A 16,998-nucleotide genomic window follows, 5' to 3' on the forward strand; every position below is an offset into this window, starting at 1 on the left:
CAAAATGATAATGCCTTTTTGGCGAGGTCCGGCCCGCGGCAGGGCCGATTTTCCTGTTTATGACAGCGGTAGCGTCAATATAGCGCCTGATAGGAACGTTCCAGACGCTCCCAACATTCCAGACCGCGCTCGCCGCCGACTTTCTCCAGGGAACGGCGCAAACGCAACAGATTGGCGCGGCGCTGGCTTTCGGACACGCCGCCTTGAGTGCCTCGGTCGAAGTCGATCAGCCAGGCCAAGCCCTGAGCATCGAGCAAAATGTTAAAGGCGTTCAGATCCGCATGCCAGACGCCCGCGCGATGCATGGCAGCGATGGCGCGGGCGGCGGCCTCCCATACGGGTTCGTCCAGCAAATGGGCCAGTGGACGGACATCGGGGATTCGTTCCACGAGGATCGCTGCGCGGTAGGTCAATCCGTGGCGCCAATAGGCGGCCGCTAGCGGCGCGGGGACATTCAGGCCCTGCTCTCGCATCCAAGCCAGCAGGCGATATTCGCGAAAGCTGCGCGTGCGCGATTCGCCCTGCCAAATATAGGCCTCGCGGCTCAAGCGTGCGACCAGGCCGCCGCGCCGGTAACCGCGCAGCACGCCGTGCCAGCCGTCTTTTTCGACAAACCACGCGGCTTGGCGCCCGCCCGCGTCGACAGGACGCGCATGATCGCCGTAGTGGGCGGGATCCAGCAGATCCGGGCTCGCTGAGCCGACGCGCGCGCTGCACAGCATGGCCCCCGCGGGCGGCCCTGACCAGGAAAGCGACTGCGTATCCGCGTCGATATCGCGTTTAGCCGTCACGATTGCGCATCCAGTCAGCCGTGCCGAAAAACGCCTCCAGCAGGCGGTCCACGAGTTCCGGTGGGAAGCCTTCGTCCTGCATGGCGCGGCCCATGCAAGCGAGCCACTGATCGCGCTCTACGATGCCAATCGAAAACGGCAGATGGCGCGCGCGCAACCGAGGATGGCCATAACGCTCGATGTAGTAATTCGGCCCGCCAAAATACCCGCACAGAAACAGAAACAGCTTGTCGCGCGCCGAATCGAGGCTCGGCCCATGCGCGGCGCGCAAAATGGCGAAGTCCGATTCCATTTCCATCAGGTCATAAAACCGGTCCACGAGCGCGCGAATCGCAGGCTCGCCGCCTAGGGTTTCAAACAAGGTGACCGAGTTGTCCAAAGATTCGGTCGTGGGTTGCACCCGGGTAGAGGTCATCACAATCTCGCTAGCCGGTGCGACACGCTCGCACCGGATTTTGTTTCCAACATGCCGGCCGTCATCCGGCCTGTCGCAACGTCAATAAAGGAGGCGTGCGCAGCACCCCGCGCAACGCCATGGCCGCGCCGCCCCAGGCGGCCAGTATGCCCACGCCGATGCCCGCCAACCAGGGCCACAGGCTCAACGTGATACGGAAATCGAATACGTAGGTCGACAGCGCCCAGGCAATCGCGCTCGCCCCGGCGGCCGCCAGCAAGCCGGCCAGCCCGCCCACCGCCCAAACCTCCAGGCGCTGCGCGCGGGCGAGCTGGCTGCGCGTGGCGCCCAGGGCACGCAGCACGGCGGCCTCGCGGATGCGTTCATCGCGCGTAGCCGTCAGCGCCGCCGACAGCACCAGCACGCCGGCCGCCAGGGTAAAGACGAATAATAGCTGGACGGCAGTGATCACCTGATCCAGCACGGATTGCAGTTGACTCAGAATCGAGCCCACATCGAACACGGTCAGATTGGGAAACTGCTTAAGGAGTTCGCGGGGGAGATCGGCGCGGTCGGCCGGCAGGTGAAAGGACGTAATCCAGTTCTGAGGTGCATCCCGCAAGGCCACCGGTGACAACACCGCGAAAAAATTGACCTGCATCGAGTCCCAGTCCACGCTGCGCGTGCCCGCTACCGTGACGTCTATCGGCTGACCGGCGACATCGAACGTCAGTACGCTGCCGACACCGATGCCCAGCGATTTCGCCAGTCCGGCCTCGAGGGAAACTTCTGGCGCATTGGGGTTCAGCCATCGGCCATCGACCACGCGGTTGGCGGCCGGCAACTGTGTGCCGTACGACAAGTTGAATTCGCGATTGACCAAGCGTTTGGCCCGCGGCTCGTCGTAGTCGTCGGGGCCGACCTGGCGGCCATCGACGGCGACCAGCCGGCCGCGCACCATGGGCCACAACGTCGGATGATCGATCCCATGCGTGGCCAGGAGATTCTGCACGGGCTCACGTTGGTCTGGCTGAATATTGATCAGAAACCGGTTGGGCGCATCCGCCGGCAAGGTACGCTGCCAGCCCGCGACCAAGTCGGTCCGGGTCATCGCGAGCAGCAGCAACGCCATGAGTCCGACGGCCAGCGCGCAGACCTGCGTGATGGTGGCCGCCCTGCGACGCACCACACCGGCCAACGCAAACCGCAGCGTGGGCATCCCTGCCGCCCAGCCCCGCAGGCGCGCCAGGGCAAGCACGCATAGCCACGCCACCAGAGCGAAAGCGCCAAACGCACCAAGAAAGCCAGCCGCCACCACGCCGCCGAGCCGCGCATTCCCGGCGAACCACCAGATCAAGAGCGCGAAGCCCACGGCGCCCAACGCGTAACCCAGCACTCCCCGCAAGCGCCCGCCATCGGCTTCGCGCCGCAAGACGCGCGCGGGCGGCACATGACGCAACTGCGCCAACGAGGGCAGCGCGAATCCCAACAGCAGCAATATGCCCGTGACCAGCCCTTGCAGCGCCGGCATGAGCGACGGCGCAGGTAACTCGGTGTCGATCAAATTGCCGAGTGCGTATACCAAGCCCTCGTGCACCGCATAACCGAGCAGGCCACCCGCAGCGGACGCGCACAAGCCAACCAGCACGAATTCAGCGAGGAGCATCAGGGTGATTTGCCGTTGTTCGGCACCCAGACAGCGCATCACCGCGATCCCATCGCGGTGACGCACCATGAAACGCCCAGCGGCCAGCGCAACGGCCACCGCCGAAATCAAGACCGCCAGCAACGCCACCAGGGCCAAAAAGCGCTGTGCGCGATCGAGCGTGCGCTGCACTTCGGGCCGACCCGATTCCACAGTGGCGATCTTCTGCCCTTTTTGCAGGTGGCCCTGCAACCAGGAGGAGTAGGCGGCCATCTCGTTCGGATCACCCGCGACCAACAGCGCGTGGCCGACGCGGCTACCCAGCGTGACTAAACCGGTCGCCTCCAATTCGTCGGCGCGCATCAGCACGCGCGGCGCGACGTTGACGAACTGCATGCCACGATCCGGCTCATAGGTGATCACCCGCGACACCCGAAAGTGGCTGTCCCCCAGCCCCAGCGAGTCGCCAACCCCGATATTCAACAATGCCAGCAGTTGCGCATCCACCCATACGGTGCCCGCCGCCGGGATATCATTGGTGAGTTCACCCGCTGTAACGGGGTCAACCGCCACGCGCAGGCTGCCACGCAAGGGATATCCCGCCTCGACCGCCTTGACCGATACAAGTTGCGCCGCATCGCCCGCACTGGCCATGGAAGGAAACTGCCAGGTGCGCGAAACCTCTAACCCACGCTGCCGCGCGGCATCGATCTGATCCTGCGCCACCGGCGCATCTGCCTCGAGCAGCAGATCCGCCCCCAACATCTGACTGGCATCGCGAGTCAGTGCCTGCCCTACCCTGTCGGCTAAAAATCCCACGCTGGTCACTGCCGCGACCGCCACGACCAATGCCCATATCAAGAGCCGCAACTCGCCGGCCCGCGCGTCGCGCCACATCATGCGCGCGCCCTGGCGCAGCGTGGCCATCAGACTAGGGCGAGGGGTTCGATTTTTTTCGATCACAGGACGGCCAGCAAGGTCGGAATCAGGGAAATCCATCATTCTTCAATGGTAACCAATCACGGGTTTATCGGTGGTTTGTCAGCTGAATCCCGCTATCATGCGCGCAGGGCGTAACATGCGACCGACGACATCAGAATTCGTTCAAATAAAGGAGAAGACACTATGCGCAAGACTTGGCTCGCCGCAACCATCATGGCTGCCTGCGCTGTCACCGCCGCGCTGCCCGCCGCCGCGCAGAACACGCTGAAGATGGCATACGCGCTGTCCACCAACTCGCACTATGGCGCGGGCGCCGATGCCTTTGCCAAGTCCATCGAGCAATCGACGGGCGGCAAATACAAAGTGCAGCAGTTTGCAAATAGCGCGTTGGGTGGCGAACGCGAGGTGATCGAGGGCCTGCAAATCGGCACGATCGACTTGGCCATCGTCTCGACCGGCGCCACGCTGAACTTCGTACCCGAGACCGGCGTATTCGACATTCCGTTCCTGCTGCGTGATCTGGATCACGCGCGCAAGGTGCTCGACAGCGACATCGGCCAGGACATGCTGGCGAAATTCCCCGACCGGGGCATCGTCGCGCTGGCCTGGGGCGAACAGGGCTTTCGCCATCTGACCAATAACGTCCGTCCCGTGAAAACGCCGGCCGATGCCAAGGGCCTGAAGATCCGCACCACGGAGAACCCGATCCATATCACCGCATTCCGCGCGATCGGCATTCTGCCCACGCCCATGGCATGGCCCGAGGTCGCGACCGCGTTGCAGCAAGGCACGATCGACGGCCAGGAAAACCCGCTGTCGGTGATTACGTCCGCCAAGCTGTCGCAAATCCAGAAGCACCTGTCTCTGACCGGGCACGTGTATGGCCCCGCGCTGGTGCTGATGTCGCCGAATGTCTACGACAGTCTTTCGGACGAGCAAAAAGCGCAGTTCAAGCAAGCCGGCAAGGCATCCGCCCAAGCCATGCGCGATTTTGTCGATAACATCGAGAAAACCGGCGTGGATCAATTGCGCGCCGAAGGCATGGAGGTCACTACCGATGTCGATGGCCCCGCCTTCGCCGCTGCAGTGGAGAAGGTCTATGCGGAATACTATAAAAAATACGATAAGGGTCTGATCGACTCGATCCGGAATACGAAGTAATCGTTGCAGGTGGGTCAAGCCAGGCGCATGACGTGGTTCGCATGGCTTGACCAGTTTCTCATTCCGCCCCCATCCGCATCTGGAATCCCATGCGTATGCTCCGTATCACCGAACGCGTCCTCTTTAAGGTCGTGTCCGTCATCGCGCAGTTGTTGCTGGTCGCCTCGGCGGGCGCTGCGTTCTATCAAGTCATCGCCCGATTCATCCTGCAGTCGCCCGCTGATTGGAGCGAGGTGCTCACGCGCGCCTTGCTGATCTGGACCGTATTGCTGGGCATTTCCCTGGCGTTTCGCCATGGCGCGATGATCAGCGTGGAACTGCTACAGAACCTGCTGAAGCATCGATGGCAACGGTGGCTGCAGCACGTCATCGCAGTGACCTGCATAGGCTTTCTGGGGTTTATCGCCTGGATTGGCGGGCAAATGACTTATCGCGTGCGCTTTCAGAACGTACCGAGTCTGGATATCCCGATTTCTTGGATCTATCTCGCCATCCCCGTGGGCGCGACGCTGGCCGCTATCGCGGTCTTGATGCGTTGGCTGCTCGGCGCCGACGAACCCGCGCCGGTTCGTAATGACGCACAGGGTTGATTCCGTTATACGGCACGCTTTGCATCCGGGTTATCTGTCATGTCGCAATTAATGATTCTCACGATGCTGATCTTCTTCGGGCTGTCCGTGCCCGTTGCGGTCGCCATCGGTCTGGCCAGTGTGACTGGCGTGCATGTCGCCGGCCTGCCGTGGCTGGTGATTGCGCAGCAACTGTATGCCGCGCTCGATAAATATCCGCTGGTGGCAGTGCCGTTTTTTATTTTGGCCGGCAACCTGATGGAAGCCGGCGGCATTTCGGAACGCATGGTGGAGTTCGCCAAGAGCGTGGTGGGCGGCATCCAGGGCGGACTGGCTTGCACCTGCGTGCTGACCTGCATGATCTTCGCAGCCGTCGCGGGGTCGAGTGTCGCCACCACGTTCGCCGTGGGGGCGATCCTAATTCCCGCGATGGTGCGACATGGGTATCCCGCACCTTTCGCTGCGTCGCTGCAAGCCAGCGCGGCCGAGCTCGGCGTGATCATTCCACCTTCGATTCCGATGATTCTATTTGCCGTGTCCACCGACACGTCGACAGGTGAACTGTTTATCGCGGGCGTGGTGCCGGGCATCTTAATTGGCGCCGCGCTGATGCTGTATGTCTGGCTCTACGCCAAACGCAACAACCTCGGCAAGCTCGATGGTCAAGGCCGATTACCCTTGTGGCCCTCGTTTAAACGGGCGTGGCTGGCCTTGCTGATGCCCGTGATTATCCTGGGTGGCATCTATGGTGGCATCTTTACGCCCACGGAAGCCTCGGTGGTGGCCGTGGTGTACGCCGTGCTGGTCGGGAAGTTCGTCTACGGGCGGCTCAGCCTGCGCACGATCTCCGACACGCTACACCGCTCGGTGATCTCGACCTCGGTGATCATGTTCATCATCGCCAATGCGGGCGTGTTCAGCTTTTTGCTCAATCGCGCGGGCGTGCCGGACGCGCTGGGCGCGTGGCTGGCGCAACTGTTCCACGACAAGACGACGTTCCTGATCGGGGTCAATGCGGCGCTTTTTGTCATTGGCATGTTTATCGAAACATCAGCTTCTGTGGTGGTGCTGGCCCCGCTATTGCTGCCGGTCGCCATGCAGTTCGGCATCGAGCCGGTGCATTTCGGCGTCATCATGGTGGTGAACCTGGCGCTCGGGATGATCACGCCTCCCTTCGGCGTCAATCTGTTCGCCGCATGTGCGGTAGGCAAAGTCCCGCTTGAGCGCCTGATCAGACCGCTGATCCCATTTGTGCTGGTCGTAATCGCCTGCTTGCTGGTGATCACCTACTGGCCCGGGCTGTCGCTGGGGCTGCGCGATCTGGTGTATGCCAAATAGGCGGCATGCCTGAGGATGAGGATCGCTCTGTGCTACCGTGGCAGCTGATATGAACGCACCGTTTCCTATCCGCCAACCCTGCCCGCCCGGGGCCTGCATCTGCGATCATGATCGGCTATTGGAGACGCCGGGCGCGGATATACGCATACTGCGCTTGACGCGCCAGGAAGAAAAGAAGCTGCTCTTGCGCCTGGAAAATCTGGCGAGCCTGGACGATTTGCGGCGCATGCAGGAACGCCTGCATGCGCTCTTGGGCATCACGTTAACCGTGCACCCCGGTGCGAACGAAGTGCGCACCGTGCGCGGCCTGCAGATCGAAGTCGCACCGATGCCGGGACTATGCAGCAAGACACGGCAAACCATCCCCGCCGCTGTGCGACGCGGTCTGGATCGCAATCCCGCTATCGTGTATGAGTTGTTGAATTCTCACGACTTGCTGGGTGGACTTTAAACGAGCACCGTGACGCACCCGGCCCTTGGCACGCGGTAACCAACGCAATTACCGCACTTAGAGCCGCCGCTTTCGTGCGCCGGTGAGGTCTCCGGCCTCCAGCAATAACCGATAAGCCGCCCAAGCGCCTCGCTTGGCTGCAATTTGCTTGGCGGTCCAGTTGCCGTTCGTGGCCATGATGTCCGCTCCGGCGGCGATCAAGATTCGCACGACCTCGTGATGGTTGTAGCCAGCGGCCACCATCAATGCGGTATGGCGCAGGCTTCGTGCATTCACATCCGCGCGCGCCTCGATCAACGCGGCGACAATATCAGCGCGGCCCTTCATGGCGGCGAGAATCAGGGGTACCTGACGAGCGCGCGGCCCCGGGCCAGGCTGCGCGCCCAGCTCCAGCAGCTTTTTGACGGCGTCCAGATTTCCGAGGTAAACCGCCCGTGTCAGCGCCGTACCAGCGTCGGCATCCCGGGCATCAAGTTGTGCACCCTTGCTGCATAGTACGGAAAGGAGATCGACTCTCCCCCGCTCCACTGCCCTCATGAGCGCGGTCGTTCGATCAGGACGCGATGACGCATTGACGTCAACGCCGCTGGCAAGCAGTACTTCGATCATCGCATCGTCCCCGCGCTCGATCGCAACCAGCAAAGGAAACTTGCCGTCGATTGAACACAGGTTTGCATTCGCACCGCGCGCGCTGAGCTCCGCCACGATGTCGACATGCCCGTGCTGCACGGCCAGCATCAGCGCCGTCGATCGCTGGTCGTTTTGCTCGTCCAACAGCCGCATGGGATCGTGGAGCAGGTTCCGATTGCGGTCGGGGTCGGGCGTGCGCTTTACGTCGAGGAACGCTTTGATCGCCGGCAAGTTACCCAACCGGGCCGCAACCATCAGGGCCGTTTCGGAATAGAAAAACCTGCCGCGGCCGGCATTATTCACCAAACATTGCGTATCGCTTTGAAAATATGGGGCGCTTTCAGGCGCTCTTGCATTACTTAGCGCGTGATGCGACCGCCGTGCAATGTCGACGTCGGGGTGCGCGGCGAACAAGGTGACCAATTCCGGCGCTTTGGCCTCCATCGCACTCAGCAAGACGCTATAGCCCCGATAGTCCCTGGCCGTGACGTCCGCCCCTCTCTGCAGCAGCAGATGCACCACGTCTGTCTTCTGGGCACGGATGGCGGTCAACAATGGCGTCAGCCCCGTCTCCGGATTACGAACATTCACGGGCGTGCCCAGGTCCAGCACGAGTTCAACCATGTGGGCGTCCGCGCGTTCAATCGCGGTAAACAGGGCACGCCCCTCGGGATAGGGACCATCGATCTTGGCGCCCATTTCGAGCAACACCTTGACCGCCCGCACATTGCCCCCGGACACCGCGGCAAGCAAGGGTGTCTTGCCGTTAACGCCCATCAATTCCAGATCAGCGCCGGCTGCGCGCAGAACGTTCAACATCACCACATCGTCGCGCGCAGCGGCCAGGCACAGGAGGGTCCCGCCTATCTGGTCATCCGGGTGGTTGACCTCCGCACCCGCCTCGCAGAGTAACGCAACCACCTCACGATGCTGAAGCAAATAGGCGATGGCCAGCGGGCTCATCACGTCAAAGTCGTTGCCGGGAGAGGCGAGCACCGCGGGACTAGCGTCGCAATGGCGAAGCAGGACCTCAACAACCGCCACATTGCCCTTCATAGCCGCCTGAAAGAGCGCAGGATGTCCTTCATTCAGAGGTTCGGAGAGATCGAAATCGGGGCGCTGCTGCAAAAGCGTGCTCAACGTGCCCTCGTCACCTTCTTCAATAGCCCGACGCAACGATTCCATGTAATCCCATTCTTCGGAATCATCGAGGGGCGTGACCGCGTCAAGGGGTAATGCGGTCGCATGGCCGGCGGGCCAGAGATGGGAAAAAGTATTTGAATTGATAGTCACGGGACGCACTACGAGAAAGATGTCTGGATCAGGAATGACCAACAACGATGTCTATTTTCAATATGAAGCAATAGACTTCAGTTATTGGCAGCCCTAAGTAACTCGCCTCGTAGCGCAGTTCCTGCACGGCTTGGTAAAGCGGTCTGATACCGCAGCACGATGCGGCAGCGTGACGCGTCGGCCACGCTACCGCCATCACGCCTATTTACGCCCCACCCATACTGTCTTCGCGCTGCAGAATTCGCGTACGCCAAAGTGCGAGAGCTCGCGGCCAAAGCCGCTTTTCTTCACGCCCCCGAACGGCACGCGCGCATCGCTGCCGCTATAGCCGTTGGCGAACACGCCGCCCACGTCCAGTTGAGCACCGATTTCCAAGGCGCGCTGCGGATCGCCCGCGTACACCGTGGCGGTCAAGCCGAACTGGCTGTCATTGGCCAGCTCCACCGCGTGCTCGGCATCGCGCGCGCGGATAATGGACGCTACCGGGCCGAACATTTCTTCGCGAAATGATGTCATGTCCGAGGTCACGTTGGCGAATACCGTGGGCTGGTAGTAGTTGCCCGCGCCCGGGGCTTTTTCGCCGCCCATCAGCAAGGTTGCGCCCTCTTCGATCGTACGGCGCACTTGCTTATCGAGTTCGTCACGCAGATCGAAACGCGCCATGGGGCCGATGTAGGTCTTCGGATCCGTCGGATCGCCCATGATCAGTTCCCGGGTCTTGGCGACAAAACGCTCGGTGAACGCATCGTAGATCGCGTCCTCGACGATAAAGCGCTTGGCCGCCGCGCAGACTTGTCCCGAGTTTTGGAATCGACCAATCACGGCGGCCTGCACCGCCTCGTCCAGATTGGCGTCCGCCAGCACGATAAAGGGATCCGAGCCGCCCAGCTCAAGCACGCATTTTTTCAGTGCCGCGCCGGCCTGCGCGCCGATCGCCGCGCCTGCGCGCACGCTGCCGGTCAAGGTCACGGCGGCGATGCGATCATCGACGATTGCCGCGGAGACCAGATCGTTGTCTACGTTGATGATTTCGAACACGCCGGCCGGCAAGTCGGCGCGCTCAAAGGCTTCGCCCAACAGGTAGGCGCAGCCCATCACGCTCGGTGCATGCTTGAGCACATAGGTATTACCGGCAAGCAGCGCCGGCACCGCGCCGCGCAAGACTTGCCAGATGGGGAAATTCCACGGCATCACGGCCAGGATAGGACCCAGCGGGTGGTATTCGACCCACGCTTTCTGGTTATCCACCGCCGTGGGTTCGTTTTCCAGCATGGCCGGGCCGTTGGCCACATACCAATCGCACATACCCGCGCATTTCTCGATCTCGCCGCGCGCCTGCGTGATGGGTTTACCCATCTCGGCGGTGATCATGCCGGCCAGGCGATCGATATCGTCGCGCAGGGCTTTAGCCAACCGCGTAATGGCCGCGGCACGTTGCGCGAGCGGCGTGCGCTTCCATGTGGCGAATCCCGTGGCGGCACGCGCGAGGGCTTGTTCCAACTGCGCGGCGGTTTCGAAAGGGTAAGTCGCCAACTGTTCGCCGGTGGCGGGGTTGACCGAGATGGCAGCGGTGGGTTTGTTCATGGATCTGATCTCCTATCCTCGAACGAGATGGGTAAAGCGTGACCATACCCTGGCGAGAAATTACCGAAAAGTGAATAATATTCAACGAATCATTCACGAATCGAGAGCGTTATGGATTTCGCCCAGCTGGAAATGTTTCGCGCCGTCGCGCAGCAAAAGACGGTGGCGTTGGCTGCCCAGGCCTTGCATCGCGTGCCGTCCAATTTGACAACCCGCGTCAAACAACTGGAGGCGGAATTAGGCGTCTCCCTCTTCATCCGCGAGAACAACCGTTTGCGCTTATCGCCGGCGGGACATATGTTTCTGGGCTACACCAATCGCATTCTCGGACTGGTCGAGGAAGCGCGCCGCGCGTTATCCGGAGACGTCCCGGCCGGCCGTTTTTCCCTCGGGTCACTGGAAAGCACGGCGGCCGTTCGTATTCCTTGGCTGTTGGCGGCCTTTAACCAGCGCTACCCACAGGTCGAACTGGATTTAACGACAGGGCCGTCTGGGTCCATGATTCAGGGCGTCCTGGACGGGCAACTCGCCGCCGCATTGGTCGATGGCCCTATCAATCATCCTTCGTTGACGGGCGTGCCCGTATTCGACGAAGAAATGCTGATCATCACTTCGTCGCAGCACGGCCCCGTCACACGAGGGCAGGATGTGGCGGGCGCGGTCATTTATGGATTCCGCGAAAACTGTTCCTATCGCCATCATCTGATCAAATGGCTCGCCAGCGACGGCGCGGTGCCGGGCAAGGTGCGCGAAATGGAGTCCTATCACAGCATGCTGGCCTGTATCAGCGCAGGGGGTGGTGTGGCCATCATCCCGCGTTCCATGCTCGAGAGCATGCCAGGACATCACACCGTCAAAGCTTGGCCCATGGGAGCTGAGTTCGCGGTACTGAAAACCTATTTGATCTGGCGCACTGATACGAGTTCGGCGGCGCGTGATGTCTTTCTGCAGTTGCTTCAGGAGCACGCGCAATCGACAACCGCGCAGGCGTCCATAGCCGCCAGCCTGTGACGCTTGCGAGGCTTACCTAGCCGCGTGTCGGCTGCCATCCAGGTTCGGCCATCTCGAAGCTGGAAAATTCGAACCCCGGCGCGACGGTGCAGCCCACCAGGGTAAAACGTCCCAACGGACGTGCGGCCTGCCAGTAATTGGCCGGCACCACGGCCTGCGGACGTTGACCACGTGCGAGGTCAATACCGAGCGTAATGTCTTCGGATGTGGTGCCATCGGAGACGCTAAGCAGCAGCGGATCGCCGGCGTAGAAATGCCAGACCTCGGCGGCGTCGTGCACACGGTGCCAATGTGAGGCGTCTCCGGCTTCCAGCAGGTAATAGATGGCGGTCGAATGCGCGCGCCCACTACCCTGCGTGTCTCGAAACGTCTCGACAAACCAGCCCCCTTCAGGGTGGCGCTGCATGCCCAAGGTGTTGATGATGTCGCGGGCGTCCACGTTCGACCTCTTTATGTGTCAGATGATCCCGTGATCATAGAACGCTGCGCACTCTGGGGGCAGACCCGACGGCGGCAAAAGTCGGCCGTCGTCGGATCGTAGCGCGCGTCCGATACGCGCCCACCTGTCAGGCATGCCCACCAAGATAGGCTTGTGCAAGATCATCGTTGGCGGCGATCTGCGCGGCAGTGCCTTCGGCGACCACGTGTCCGCCCTCGAGCACATAAGCGCGATCCGCCAAGGCCAGGGCCAGACCCGCCATCTGATCCACCAACAAGATGGTCATGTTCTCGTCGCGCAAGCGATCCAAGGCCGCGAACAATTCCGCGATCACTTTGGGCGCAAGACCCAGCGAAGGCTCGTCCAGCAACAGCACGCGTGGCCGACTCATCAGACCGCGTGCCACCGCCAGCATCTGCTGTTCCCCACCAGACAGCAGACCGGCACGCTGATGCAGACGTTCACGCAGACGCGGGAAACGTTGCAACATGCTTTCCACACGCGCTTCGCGATCGGTCGGGTCCAGGAATGCCCCCAGCCGGATATTGTCCAGAACCGACAGCTCGGGAAATACCTGACGGCCTTCGGGCACCAGTACGAGACCGAGACCCACCACCTCCTCCGCGCCCCGCCCTTCCAATTGATGGCCGTCGATATGCATCGCGCCCGACTGACTGCGATGCAGCCCGGAGAGCGTGCGCATTAACGTGGATTTACCCGCGCCGTTGGCGCCCAGCAGCGCCACCATTTCGCCCGCCCGCACATGCAGGCTGATGCCGTGAAGCACCGGTTCGGCGCCATAGCCAGCCACAAGACTGTCCACGCCCAACAGTTCCTTGCCCGGCTCGCGTGGCGCTTTGGCATCGCGCACGGGAGCGTCCAGCGATTCGCCCAAATAGGCTTGTTTCACCGCGGGATCATTCTGCACCTCGGCCGGCGTGCCCACCGCCAGACGCTTACCGGCATCCAATACCACCAGCTGATCGGAAATCGCCATGACCAGCGCCATGTCATGTTCGACCAGCGCCACGCCCACTCCCATGCTTGCGATACGACGCAGCAATGCGGCAAGGCGATCTTTATCCTCTCGCGACAAGCCCGCGGCGGGTTCATCCAGCAACAGTACATCGGGGTCTGTTGCCAACGCGCGCGCGATTTCCACCAAGCGGCGGTCTACATGCGCCAGACCTGCCGCAGCGATATACGGTGAGCCTTCATATCCACAAAACGCGAGCAGCGCACGGGCATGCTGGCGCACCGATGGCGCGTGATAGCGCGCGGACGAGAAGAGCCCACCCAAACGGCCCCGGCACATCGCGAGTGCAATGTTGTCTTCGACGCTGAGCGTGCCGAACAACTGCGAGGTTTGATAGGTACGAGCGACACCCGCGCGAGAGATACGGAACGCAGAAGAAGCCGACAATGTTTTGTCGCCCAGGCGAACCGCACCCGTAGAGGGACGATAGAACCCGCTCAGCATGTTGAGCGCTGTGGTTTTGCCCGCGCCGTTCGGACCGATCAAGCTGGTGACGCTCGATGGCGGCACATGCATGGACAGATCGCTCACCGCACGCACACCGCCAAAGGTGATGCCCAGGCCTTCGGCCGCGAGCGTCGCGCGTTCACGTTTGGACAGGGCCACGTTCTCCGTTGCGGGCATCGCAGCCGGTGCCTGATCCGATTTGTGCTTACGGAACATCTGCCGCCACAACCCTACCACGCCATCGGGGGCAACCCACAATACGACCAGCAGCAACGCGCCGAAGAACAAGAGACGATAGCTTTCGAGCGATGCCAGCAGCTCGGGCAACAAGCCCACCACCAAGGCGCCCACGATCGGACCCAGCACAGTACCAGCACCGCCCAAAATCACGACCAGCACGAACAGGATGGACTGCATGAAGCTGAATGTCTCGGCCGTCACGAAGCCAGACAAGGGGGCGAACAAGCCGCCAGCCAGGCCGGCCGCGGCTGCCGAGACCGTAAACGCGACGACCTTCACAACCAGAGGATTCAAGCCGATCGACTGCGCCGCGGTCTCGCTATCGTTGACCGCGCGCATCGCCGCACCCCAGGTTCCTCGCGCAAGGCGCACGTAGGCCAGCATCAGCACTACCGCAGAGACCAGGGCCAGCACGGTCACGGTTTGTTCTGGACTCCAGCTTTCAATCAATTGCGGCGGCATGATGCCCATGATGCCGTTTTGCCCGCCTGTCAGGCCGGACATTTCCACAATGGCGTGCTGCACGATAAAGCTGAACGCGATCGTGATCATGGCCAGATAGGGGCCTTTGACGCGTAACGCAGGCAACGCCAACAGCGTGCCCAGCACGGCGGCAAAGAAGGTCCCCGCTGCCCAGGCGGACCAAAAACTCCAACCCGCCTTGGTCGTCAGGATCGCAACGGTGTATGCCCCTATCGCGTAAAATCCAACGTGACCAAAAGAGACCTGGCCAGTCAGTCCAACGAGGACGTTCAAGCCTATACCCACGATCGCAATCAATACGATACTGGCCAGGACGAATACATAATAGCTATTGAGCGTGAACGCCAATGCCAGGACCAGCGCAACCGCCGCAGCGCCCGCGACTAATGATGAGTGCTTCATACTTTCTTGACCTCTGACCGACCGAAGAGACCGTTGGGGCGCACTGCCAACACAACAATAACCAAGGCAAACGTGATGATTTGCGTGTAACCCGAGCCCCACGTGACAGTGATCAGCGCTTCGGCAATGCCGAAGATCAGCCCCGCGATCATCACGCCCCAGGCGCTGGAGATACCACCCAAAATGGCCACCGCGAAGGCCTTCAGACCAAACAACGTGCCCATATCGGCATTAACGTTAAAGAGCGGCGCGATCAGAATGCCAGCCACACCGGCGAACACCGTCGATACCGCGAACGCGGCCGCGACCGCGCGTTTGATGGGAATACCCATCAAGCGTGCCGCATCGCGGTTTTGCACCACGGCGAGCAAGGCAGTGCCCCATCGCGTGCGGCGCGCAACCACATGCAGTGCGCCCGCCAGCGCAAAACCAATGAGGGGAATCACCAGCTGCAACGGATAGACCCCCAGGCCCTGCCCGCCGATATCGATCGGCGACACCGCCAGCGGCGATGGCAGACTGCGAGGCTCTTTACCGAAGGTGTGCATCACGATGTTGTCCAACACGATGCCTAACGCCACGGTAGACATCAGCCAGGCATTGGACCCTCGCGATGCGAACGGGCGCACCGCGAGAAACTCCACGAGCAGCCCATACAGCGCGCAGCACAGCAGCGCCAACACAATGGCGGGACCCATACCCCATCCCAGCGTCTGTGCAAAGGTAAAGCACAGCACCGCGCCAAGCATCATCGAACTGCCCTGCGCAAAGTTCACCGTGCCCGACACGGAATGGGTCACATGAAATCCCAGGGCCATCAAACCATACATACTGCCCAGGCCCAGGCCCGTAATGAGCGCCGCTATAGACTGCATCACATACTCCGCTTGACTGCCCGATTTACTGCGATAGACCAACCGGCAGAATCCGGTTGTCGATGAATTGCGCCCACACGTAGTCGTCCGAGGTCAGGGCGTCATGCTGCTCGGGGGTGAACGGCTGCTTGTACTGCTTGATCAGGCCGTCGTAGTTGGCAATCTTGTAGAAGCCTTCACGGATGGCCTCGCCCTTGGTCGAGCCTGCATTTTGAATCGCCAGTGCGGTAAGCATCATCGCGTCATATGCATTGGCTACGCCCACGGCCGGCGTGATGTCCTCGGGGCCTTTGATATTGGGATACTTGGCTTTGAGCGCAGCCACGACTTTTTCACCCACGGGCGATTGCGGGCCAAAGAAGCTATACGTTTGCACGAAGTGCACGTTCTTGGCGTTGGGCCCGGCCAGTTCGGTAAAGCGACCACCGGCAGGGCCCCAGTGCGACACCACCGGCACCTTCCAGCCCATGCGATCCAGCGACTTCACCACCTGCGCCGAGGGGCCGACGTTGCCCACGAGGAACAAGGTGTCAGCGCCGGCCGCCTTCAGGCGCGTCAACTGCGGCACCACGTCCACATCGTTGCCTTCGAATTTTTCGCTGCCCACGGGCTTCATGCCTTTGGCTGCGAGCGCCGCCACCACGCCTTTCTCGTTCGATTCACCCCACGGGTTATTCACCATGATGAGGCCAAACTTCGAAGTGCCGAAGGTTTTTTGGGCGTAGTCCACCATGCCTGCGTCAACGATCTCATCGACGGCCGAGACGCGGAACACGTAATTCGGGTTCGCGCCGTTCTTCGTTATGCCAGTACCCGCTGCCCAGGGACCGATATAAGGCACCTTGGCTTGATTGACCAATGGGACGATTGCCATCGAAACAGGGGTATCGAGGCCACCAAAGATCGCGGCGACCTTTTCCTTATAGATCAGTTCACGTGCCGCCACGACGCCCTTGGCCGGGTTCGCTTCGTCATCGCGACGCACGAGTTCCAGCTTGCGGCCATCCAGCAAACCGCCCGCGGCATTGATCTCGTCGATGGCAACCGTCAATCCACGCGTGATCGCTTCGCCGGCCAACGCCGACTGACCGGACAACGCCGTGATCAAACCAATCTTGATCGGCTCGGCAGCTTGAGCGCCAGCCCCCAGGCCCGCGCAGAACAACGCAATAGCAGTGCAAACAAAGGAGCGGCGAGAAATACGAGACATGGGGTACTCCCAAAAGTAATCGAGATAGAAGGCCGTGATGTGGTGGGCCTGCACGGT

Annotated in this window: 14 protein-coding genes; 5 read left to right on the forward strand and 9 right to left on the reverse strand. The window is 61.5% G+C overall.

The window, feature by feature from the left end; all coding sequences use genetic code 11:
- Positions 1-74: 74 nt before the first annotated feature.
- The 3 genes from GOQ25_RS12115 to GOQ25_RS12125 form a co-directional block, all read right to left on the reverse strand.
- Positions 75-722, reverse strand: coding sequence for a 3-deoxy-D-manno-octulosonic acid kinase (locus tag GOQ25_RS12115; protein WP_160350838.1), 648 nt, complete (start codon positions 720-722; stop codon positions 75-77).
- Between the two features lie 58 nt (positions 723-780).
- Positions 781-1,206, reverse strand: a complete 426-nt coding sequence (locus tag GOQ25_RS12120) for a group II truncated hemoglobin (RefSeq protein ID WP_160350713.1) — start codon at positions 1,204-1,206, stop codon at positions 781-783.
- 61 nt (positions 1,207-1,267) lie between these two features.
- On the reverse strand, positions 1,268-3,832 hold the full coding sequence (locus tag GOQ25_RS12125; RefSeq protein ID WP_370519945.1) for an ABC transporter permease: 2,565 nt from the start codon (positions 3,830-3,832) through the stop codon (positions 1,268-1,270).
- Between the two features lie 123 nt (positions 3,833-3,955).
- Between GOQ25_RS12125 and GOQ25_RS12130 the strand changes: the two genes are divergently transcribed.
- The 4 genes from GOQ25_RS12130 to GOQ25_RS12145 all read left to right on the forward strand — a co-directional run bounded on the left by GOQ25_RS12130 (position 3,956) and on the right by GOQ25_RS12145 (position 7,291).
- The gene (locus GOQ25_RS12130) at positions 3,956-4,933 is read left to right on the forward strand and encodes a TRAP transporter substrate-binding protein (protein WP_160350714.1); all 978 of its coding nucleotides are present in this window, start codon (positions 3,956-3,958) and stop codon (positions 4,931-4,933) included.
- Between the two features lie 89 nt (positions 4,934-5,022).
- Positions 5,023-5,523: a TRAP transporter small permease gene (locus GOQ25_RS12135; protein WP_160350715.1), complete on the forward strand. Its 501-nt coding sequence runs from the start codon at positions 5,023-5,025 to the stop codon at positions 5,521-5,523.
- 39 nt (positions 5,524-5,562) lie between these two features.
- On the forward strand, positions 5,563-6,840 hold the full coding sequence (locus GOQ25_RS12140) for a TRAP transporter large permease (protein ID WP_160350716.1): 1,278 nt from the start codon (positions 5,563-5,565) through the stop codon (positions 6,838-6,840).
- Between the two features lie 49 nt (positions 6,841-6,889).
- On the forward strand, positions 6,890-7,291 hold the full coding sequence (locus tag GOQ25_RS12145) for a hypothetical protein (protein WP_160350717.1): 402 nt from the start codon (positions 6,890-6,892) through the stop codon (positions 7,289-7,291).
- A 57-nt stretch (positions 7,292-7,348) separates the two neighbouring features.
- On the opposite strand, the gene GOQ25_RS12150 is transcribed toward GOQ25_RS12145, so the two are convergent.
- Positions 7,349-9,214 carry an ankyrin repeat domain-containing protein gene (locus GOQ25_RS12150; protein WP_160350718.1) on the reverse strand — a complete coding sequence of 622 codons (1,866 nt, stop codon included), beginning with the start codon at positions 9,212-9,214 and terminating at the stop codon, positions 7,349-7,351.
- Between the two features lie 201 nt (positions 9,215-9,415).
- Positions 9,416-10,798 carry an aldehyde dehydrogenase family protein gene (locus GOQ25_RS12155; RefSeq protein ID WP_160350719.1) on the reverse strand — a complete coding sequence of 461 codons (1,383 nt, stop codon included), beginning with the start codon at positions 10,796-10,798 and terminating at the stop codon, positions 9,416-9,418.
- A gap of 111 nt (positions 10,799-10,909) precedes the next feature.
- Between GOQ25_RS12155 and GOQ25_RS12160 the strand changes: the two genes are divergently transcribed.
- A complete protein-coding gene (locus tag GOQ25_RS12160) occupies positions 10,910-11,809 on the forward strand; it encodes a LysR family transcriptional regulator (protein ID WP_160350720.1) in 900 nt (299 codons plus the stop codon).
- A gap of 16 nt (positions 11,810-11,825) precedes the next feature.
- Here GOQ25_RS12160 and GOQ25_RS12165 read toward each other — a convergent pair whose 3' ends face one another.
- From GOQ25_RS12165 to GOQ25_RS12180, 4 genes are all read right to left on the reverse strand, one after another.
- Positions 11,826-12,248: a cupin domain-containing protein gene (locus GOQ25_RS12165; RefSeq protein WP_160350721.1), complete on the reverse strand. Its 423-nt coding sequence runs from the start codon at positions 12,246-12,248 to the stop codon at positions 11,826-11,828.
- A gap of 127 nt (positions 12,249-12,375) precedes the next feature.
- Positions 12,376-14,856 (reverse strand): ATP-binding cassette domain-containing protein, encoded by a 2,481-nt coding sequence (locus GOQ25_RS12170; RefSeq protein WP_160350722.1) that lies wholly within the window; start codon positions 14,854-14,856, stop codon positions 12,376-12,378.
- A complete protein-coding gene (locus tag GOQ25_RS12175; protein ID WP_160350723.1) occupies positions 14,853-15,731 on the reverse strand; it encodes a branched-chain amino acid ABC transporter permease in 879 nt (292 codons plus the stop codon). Before GOQ25_RS12175 ends, GOQ25_RS12170 begins: the two co-directional genes overlap by 4 nt.
- Before the next feature lie 25 nt (positions 15,732-15,756).
- Positions 15,757-16,941 (reverse strand): ABC transporter substrate-binding protein, encoded by a 1,185-nt coding sequence (locus GOQ25_RS12180; protein WP_160350724.1) that lies wholly within the window; start codon positions 16,939-16,941, stop codon positions 15,757-15,759.
- Between the last annotated feature and the right edge of the window lie 57 nt (positions 16,942-16,998).

Origin of the sequence: Bordetella sp. 15P40C-2, from assembly GCF_009763235.1 — a bacterium.
Lineage (GTDB): Bacteria > Pseudomonadota > Gammaproteobacteria > Burkholderiales > Burkholderiaceae_B > Bordetella_A.

What these genes read in the sequence shown, in the direction of transcription:
- GOQ25_RS12115 (WP_160350838.1), bottom strand. Translation starts at nt 722, where the DNA reads ATGCTGTGCAGCGCGCGCGTCGGCTCAGCGAGCCCGGATCTGCTGGAT.
- GOQ25_RS12120 (WP_160350713.1), bottom strand. Translation starts at nt 1,206, where the DNA reads ATGACCTCTACCCGGGTGCAACCCACGACCGAATCTTTGGACAACTCG.
- GOQ25_RS12125 (WP_370519945.1), bottom strand. Translation starts at nt 3,832, where the DNA reads ATGATGGATTTCCCTGATTCCGACCTTGCTGGCCGTCCTGTGATCGAA.
- GOQ25_RS12130 (WP_160350714.1), top strand. Translation starts at nt 3,956, where the DNA reads ATGCGCAAGACTTGGCTCGCCGCAACCATCATGGCTGCCTGCGCTGTC.
- GOQ25_RS12135 (WP_160350715.1), top strand. Translation starts at nt 5,023, where the DNA reads ATGCGTATGCTCCGTATCACCGAACGCGTCCTCTTTAAGGTCGTGTCC.
- GOQ25_RS12140 (WP_160350716.1), top strand. Translation starts at nt 5,563, where the DNA reads ATGTCGCAATTAATGATTCTCACGATGCTGATCTTCTTCGGGCTGTCC.
- GOQ25_RS12145 (WP_160350717.1), top strand. Translation starts at nt 6,890, where the DNA reads ATGAACGCACCGTTTCCTATCCGCCAACCCTGCCCGCCCGGGGCCTGC.
- GOQ25_RS12155 (WP_160350719.1), bottom strand. Translation starts at nt 10,798, where the DNA reads ATGAACAAACCCACCGCTGCCATCTCGGTCAACCCCGCCACCGGCGAA.
- GOQ25_RS12160 (WP_160350720.1), top strand. Translation starts at nt 10,910, where the DNA reads ATGGATTTCGCCCAGCTGGAAATGTTTCGCGCCGTCGCGCAGCAAAAG.
- GOQ25_RS12170 (WP_160350722.1), bottom strand. Translation starts at nt 14,856, where the DNA reads ATGAAGCACTCATCATTAGTCGCGGGCGCTGCGGCGGTTGCGCTGGTC.
- GOQ25_RS12175 (WP_160350723.1), bottom strand. Translation starts at nt 15,731, where the DNA reads ATGCAGTCTATAGCGGCGCTCATTACGGGCCTGGGCCTGGGCAGTATG.
- GOQ25_RS12180 (WP_160350724.1), bottom strand. Translation starts at nt 16,941, where the DNA reads ATGTCTCGTATTTCTCGCCGCTCCTTTGTTTGCACTGCTATTGCGTTG.